This window comes from Flavobacterium sp. UBA4854, from assembly GCF_002399805.1.
GTDB classification, from domain to species: Bacteria; Bacteroidota; Bacteroidia; order Flavobacteriales; family Flavobacteriaceae; genus Flavobacterium; species Flavobacterium ginsengisoli.
On record NZ_DHEI01000153.1, the window covers coordinates 13933 to 20828 of the forward strand.

The 6896-nt window shown below is 34.1% G+C and carries 6 protein-coding genes; 5 read left to right on the plus strand and 1 reads right to left on the minus strand.

The window, feature by feature from the left end; genetic code table 11:
• Positions 1-143 precede the first annotated feature (143 nt).
• The 3 genes from B3J44_RS21925 (at position 144) to B3J44_RS21935 (ending at position 2737) form a co-directional block, all read left to right on the plus strand.
• Positions 144-1118: a polyprenyl synthetase family protein gene (locus B3J44_RS21925; RefSeq protein WP_286971420.1), complete on the plus strand. Its 975-nt coding sequence runs from the start codon at positions 144-146 to the stop codon at positions 1116-1118.
• A 66-nt stretch (positions 1119-1184) separates the two neighbouring features.
• Positions 1185-1538: a hypothetical protein gene (locus B3J44_RS21930; RefSeq protein WP_091490550.1), complete on the plus strand. Its 354-nt coding sequence runs from the start codon at positions 1185-1187 to the stop codon at positions 1536-1538.
• 74 nt (positions 1539-1612) lie between these two features.
• Entirely contained in the window at positions 1613-2737 is a 1125-nt protein-coding gene (locus B3J44_RS21935; protein ID WP_286971421.1) for a SprB repeat-containing protein, read from the plus strand.
• A 25-nt stretch (positions 2738-2762) separates the two neighbouring features.
• On the opposite strand, the gene B3J44_RS21940 is transcribed toward B3J44_RS21935, so the two are convergent.
• Positions 2763-3329: a hypothetical protein gene (locus B3J44_RS21940; RefSeq protein WP_286971422.1), complete on the minus strand. Its 567-nt coding sequence runs from the start codon at positions 3327-3329 to the stop codon at positions 2763-2765.
• 116 nt (positions 3330-3445) lie between these two features.
• Here B3J44_RS21940 and B3J44_RS21945 point away from each other — a divergent pair, with 116 nt between their 5' ends.
• Together B3J44_RS21945 and B3J44_RS21950 are read left to right on the plus strand one after the other, a co-directional pair.
• Positions 3446-6220 carry a 2-oxoglutarate dehydrogenase E1 component gene (locus B3J44_RS21945; protein ID WP_286971423.1) on the plus strand — a complete coding sequence of 925 codons (2775 nt, stop codon included), beginning with the start codon at positions 3446-3448 and terminating at the stop codon, positions 6218-6220.
• Positions 6221-6306: 86 nt separating this feature from the next.
• Positions 6307-6896: biotin/lipoyl-containing protein (locus B3J44_RS21950; protein WP_286971424.1), on the plus strand; the 590-nt coding region annotated here is incomplete at its 3' end.

A 6896-nucleotide genomic window follows, 5' to 3' on the forward strand; every position in this document is an offset into this window, starting at 1 on the left:
ATCCCGAAAAGACGCCTTCAAATTCTGAAGGTGTTTTTTTTCTTAAGATTATCTCCCAAAAAGAATCTTGATTAAGATTTTCATTTCAATCTCATAATTCATATTTGAATTGTATCTTTGGGGCACGAAATCAGAAATTCATTATGCACGATATAAGTCAGTACCAAGATTTTTTCATTAATTATCTAGAAAGCCAAAACATACATAAAGAGCCTAAAAATCTTTACGAACCTATAGAATATATTTTAGGACTTGGCGGAAAACGTATACGTCCGGTTTTAACTTTAATGGCAGCCGAGGTTTTTGATACTGATTATTTAATTGCACTTCCCGCAGCAATGGCGGTTGAAGTTTTTCATAACTTCTCGTTAGTTCATGATGACATTATGGATGATGCGCCTTTAAGAAGAGGTCAAGTTACAGTTCATGAAAAATGGGATTTAAACACTGGTATTCTTTCTGGAGATGCAATGCTAATTTTAGCTTATCAATATTTTGAACAATACGAACCAATAGTTTTTAGAAATCTTGCAAAATTATTCAGTAAAACAGCACTTGAAGTTTGCGAAGGTCAACAATGGGATGTAGATTTTGAAACGCGTAAAGACGTTACGATTTCTCAATATCTTAAAATGATTGAATATAAAACTGCGGTTTTGGTTGCCGCTGCCATGAAAATGGGTGCAATTGTAGCTAAAACTTCTGAAAAAGAAGCTGACTTAATTTACGATTTCGGATTAAATTTAGGATTGGCTTTTCAACTTCAGGATGATTACTTGGACGCTTTTGGAGATCCTGAAACTTTTGGAAAACAAGTTGGCGGAGATATTATAGAGAATAAAAAAACGTATTTGTATCTAAAAGCCCTGGAGTTTTCTTCTAAAGAAAAAGCTTCAGAATTAGAACAATTATTTACTTTACAATTAGAAGATAATTCAGAAAAAATAGAAACTGCCAAGACTATTTTTAATGAATCTGGAGCATCAAAAGCTACTCAAGAAGCAATCGAAATGTACACTTTTAAAGCTTTTGAAACTTTAGAAAAAATGGATATAAATACCGAAAAGAAAAATGTTTTGAGAACTTTTGGCGAAAATTTAATGGGACGAAAAGTCTAGTTTTCAGCATTCAGTGTCAGTATTCAGTAAAAAATCTACAATCATCAATCTAAAATCAAAAATATCATGTTTGTAGCACCGGTAAATACAGAATCTTTGTTAGCACAAGCGCAAGCAGAGACTTTATATTTGAATCTTATTGAGCAGATTAATAAGGATTTTAATTTGGCAAATGAAGGAATTGATTTTCCGTTAAGCATTTCGCCTGACGAATTAAAAATTCAGCTTCACGAAAAAATCTATCGAATGATTCAGTACAAATTTGCTGAATACTTAAATCTCCTATATATAATTGACGTTCCCGAAAACGAAATCAAACAGCTCGACGGTTCTGATTTAGTTATTCTTGCTGAACAAGTTGCCTTTTTAATTTTGAAAAGAGAATGGCAGAAGGTTTGGTTTAGAAATTATTATAAATAAGGTTCTTTTTTCAAACGCATTATTTCTTTTATTTAAAAAAAAGAATAATATTTGTCAGATAATTTCCTAAATCTATGAGAAAAATTACGCTGATTCTATCTTTCTTTCTTTTTCTAATAATATCCTGTTCTTCAGAAGATTCTCCTGTCACACCAGAAAAACCAAATCCTGAAGAAACAAAACCTTTAACTGCAACTTTCACACAAGTTGATGTTGCCGTTTATGGCGCAAAAACAGGCTCAGTAACCATTACTCCTGCTGGAGGAACTCCACCTTATACCATTACACCATTACAAACAGAATTGGCTGCTGGAGATTATACTTTTACCATAAAAGACAGTAAAGGACTGACAACAACTGTAACGGCAAAAATTTTACAGCCTAAAGCCACGCTTCCAGAATCGTCTTTACTTAGACCTGCTGTTAAAAACATCAATAAAAATACTGTAGCCTCAAAAACGAAAGCAGTTACAAAACATTTAGTTCAATCAATTCAATACAAAAAAAGCGATTATAAAATTGACGAAACTTCAGATTACTCATTAACTGATAATTTATATTCTGATAATGAAAATACCCTTAACACAAATACACCTAAAGGAGACGTTAGAAATTATATTTATAATAATGCAGGACAATTAACTCAAATTGAAATTCAAAAAGGTCCAGAATCAATGGGATCTTCTGGAATTGAATTTTCTTATGAATATGACAGCAATGGAAATGTCATAAACAACAGTACTCCATACACATATGAAAATGGTTTAATTACTAAAGTTTTAATTGATAATTATTTAACTGTGTACAACTATGATTCTGAGCAAAGAGTCACTAAACGAACAGGAAAATTAAATGCGTCCACTTTTGAATATACCGATACCGAAGTCAAAGAAACCCGATATGAAATTATTGAATCATTAGGCGAAGTTGCCAATGGAAGAGTTATTCTCACAAAATACGACAAAACAAAGGCTGGTATCTATAATAACGAACCGTATTATAAAATCGCTACTACTTTTTCGTCTCTATTAGGCCAGACATTGCCAAATCCTTATTTACATATTATTGAACAATCTATAGTTGACAATGGTATTACGCAAAAAACACAATCGTTCAAATATTTTTATGATGCAGAAGGTTATTTGATAAAAGTAGATGATGGCGAATTTGTAACCATTTACATTTATCAGCAAATCTAGAAAATAGAATTTTAGTAACTTTAGATTAAAAATACACCCTCACAAAAGGCATAAATCCAGAACCGTAAAGGCTTTTATTAGGATTATACAAAACATCATAACGAGCGCCAATTGTTACGTTTTTTGTTCTATAACCTGCTCCAAGATACAAAGCCGTATTCCAGTAACTATCGGAATACGAAGGATAATAATTATGATAAACATCATATCGTGCTTCATATTGGGTATCAACTCTTACTTGTTCCAATTCAGCTGATAACTGGATTTCCGGAATAGGATTTACTAGACCAATAAGACTACCTCCCCAAACGAAAGATTCGTAATAATTTTTTTGATATAAATAACCAAATTGAAGACCTGCTCCTACAGCTACAATTTCGTTGATATTATAAATAGCGCTTGGCATTACAGAAACATTAGTATAGCCTGAACCAAATCCGAGACCTAATCCACCTCCAAACTGAACCTTATCCCAAAAATGGTTACTGTTGTCTATAACATATTTTTGTTGTGCAATACTATAACTTGAAAATAAGACGGCCAAAATCACAAAAAAATATCTGCAATCGATTGAAAATTGAATTTTATTCATAGTTAACGTTTATTTTAACAAATTTTTACGTAAAAGTACGTAAAAAAAAGATTTAAATAAATGTGATTGTTGTACTTTTGCCTTTCTATATAACAAAAAGTATATTCACTCATATTATGGATAGGTTTTCATTTTTAAACGCAGCGCATACCGAGTTTTTTGCACAATTATACGATCAATATTTAGTAAACCCAGACAGCGTTGAGCCTAGCTGGAGAAGTTTTTTTCAAGGTTTTGACTTTGGACAAACAACTTATAACGACGAAAACCCTGTGCAAACTATCGTTGAGTACGTGACTAGCGATAACGCAGACTGTAGTTTGGTTTCAGAAAAACTGCAAAAAGAATTCAATGTACTAAAATTAATTGACGGATACCGTACGCGCGGGCATTTATTCACAAAAACAAATCCTGTTCGTGACCGTAGAACTTCATCTCCGACCTTGGATATTGAAAACTTCGGATTATCTGCAGCAGACCTTTCAACTGTTTTTGATGCTGCACAAACAATTGGCATGGCGCCATCTTCTTTACAAGATATCGTAAATCGTCTTAAAGCTATTTACTGCCAGCATATCGGTATTGAATATATGTATATTAGAAATCCTGGCGTTGTAAAATGGATTCAGGATAAATTGGCTGTCAATGTTAATCAGCCTAATTTCTCTACAGAAGAAAAGAAAACAATCTTAAATAAATTAAACGAAGCTGTTTCTTTTGAGAATTTCCTTCATACTAAATATGTTGGACAAAAACGTTTCTCATTAGAAGGTGGAGAATCTATCATACCAGCTTTGGATGCTTTGATCGAGCAAGCTGCTGAGAAAGGTGTTGAACAATTCGTAATGGGAATGGCTCACCGTGGTCGTTTGAACGTTTTGGCAAACATCTTCGGAAAATCGACTCAAGATATCTTTGGTGAGTTTGACGGAAAAGATTACGATCAAGAATATTTTGATGGTGATGTAAAATACCACTTAGGTCTTACTGCCGACAAAAAAACAAGATCTGGAAAAAGCATCAACATCAATTTAGCACCAAACCCTTCTCACTTAGAAACTGTTGGAGCTGTAATTGAAGGTATTACAAGAGCTAAACAAGATAAATACTATGCTGATGATTTCTCTAAAGTATTGCCAATCGCAGTACACGGAGATGCTGCAATTGCAGGTCAAGGTATTTTATATGAAATCATTCAAATGGCTCAACTTGATGGTTACAAAACTGGAGGAACAATCCACATTGTAATCAACAACCAAGTTGGATTTACAACAAACTACTTAGACGCTCGTTCTTCTACTTATTGTACAGACGTTGCTAAAGTAACTTTATCTCCAGTATTACACGTAAATGCTGATGATGCAGAAGCTGTTGTACATGCTGTGTCTTTTGCATTAGATTACAGAATGCAATTTGGACGTGACGTATTTATTGACTTATTAGGTTATAGAAAATACGGACACAACGAAGGTGACGAACCTCGTTTTACACAACCTGTTTTATACAAAATCATTGCTAAGCATAAAAATCCAAGAGACATCTACGCAGATAAATTACTTTCTGACGGCGTAATCGATGCTTCTTATGTTAATGCTTTAGAAAAAGAATATAAAGCTAGATTAGAAGAAAACTTAGAAGCTTCTCGTAAAAAAGACTTAACAATCATTACTCCATTCATGAAAAATGAATGGGATGGATTTGTTCAGGTAACAGATACGCAAATGCTTCAAAAAGTGGATACTACTTTTGCTAAAGAAGAATTAGATTCTATAATCAATACAATCTCAACTTTACCATCAGATAAAAAATTCATCAACAAAATCAGTAAAATTGTTACAGACAGAAAAGCTGGTTACGATAACAATACTATAGATTGGGGAACTGCAGAAGCATTGGCTTACGGTTCACTTCTAACAGAAGGATTTGATGTTCGTATTTCTGGTCAAGACGTTGAGCGTGGTACATTCTCTCACCGTCACGCTGTGGTAAAAGTAGAAGATTCTGAAGAAGAAGTAATTTTATTAAACGCTATTGAAAACAAAAAAGGAAACTTTGGCGTATTCAACTCGCTTTTATCAGAATATGGTGTTTTAGGTTTTGATTATGGATATGCATTAGCAAACCCAAAAGCATTAACAATTTGGGAAGCACAATTTGGAGATTTCTCTAATGGAGCTCAAATTATGATTGACCAATACATTTCTTGTGGCGAAGATAAATGGAACAACCAAAATGGTATTGTGATGTTATTGCCTCACGGATATGAAGGACAAGGTGCAGAACACTCTTCTGCAAGAATGGAGCGTTATTTACAACTTTGCGCAAGACACAACATGTATGTTGCAGATTGTACAACGCCAGCTAACTTCTTCCACTTGTTAAGAAGACAGATGAAAACGAATTTCCGTAAACCTTTGGTAGTTTTCTCTCCAAAAAGTTTATTGCGTGATCCAAGATGTGTATCTACAGTTGAAGAAATCGCAAGCGGAAGTTTCCAAGAAACAATTGATGACAACACAGTAGATAAAAAAGGTGTAAAAACTTTAGTTTTTGTTACAGGTAAATTCTACTATGATATTGTAGCAGAAAGAGAAAACAACGGAAGAAATGATGTTGCAGTGGTTCGCATCGAACAATTATTCCCTTTCCCTGTAGATCAAATCAAAGAAATTATTGCACAATATCCAAATGCTGATGATTATGTTTGGGCGCAAGAAGAACCTAAAAACATGGGAGCTTACAGTTTTATGTTAATGAATTTTGATCTTGTAAAATGGAGATTGGCTTCATTAAAAGCATATTCTGCTCCAGCATCTGGAAGTTACACACGTGCAAAACGCCGTCATGCAGATGCTATTAGAATGGTATTCGATAAAAACTTATTTAGATAATTAAAAAAATAATTGTTTCAAGTTTAAAGTTTCATGTTGCACAAAGCCTGAAACTTTAAACTGACTAAACTTTAAACAAAAACAAGATGATTTTAGAAATGAAAGTCCCATCACCAGGGGAATCAATAAAAGAAGTTGAAATTGCAACTTGGTTAGTAAAAGACGGAGATTATGTAGAAAAAGATCAGGCTATTGCTGAAGTTGATTCAGATAAAGCTACTCTTGAATTGCCTGCTGAAATGAGCGGTGTAATTACACTAAAAGCTGAAGAAGGCGATACAGTTGCAGTAGGTGCTGTAGTTTGTTTAATTGATACAGATGCTGCTAAACCAGCAGGAAGCACAGCTCCAGCAGCTGAAGCGCCAAAAGCAGAGGCTCCAAAGGCTGAAGTAAAAGCAGAAGCTCCAAAAGCAGCACCAGCTCAAGCTCCAGCAGCGACAAGCTATGCAGCAGGAACTCCATCTCCAGCAGCAAGAAAAATATTAGACGAAAAAAATATTGCTCCAGCTACAGTTTCAGGAACTGGTAAAGGCGGAAGAATTACTAAAGACGATGCTGTAAATGCAGTACCTTCTATGGGAACTCCAACAGGTGGAAGCCGTGGAACTGAGCGTACAAAATTATCTATGTTACGTCGTAAAGTAGCAGAAAGACTAGTTTCAGCTAAAAATGAAAC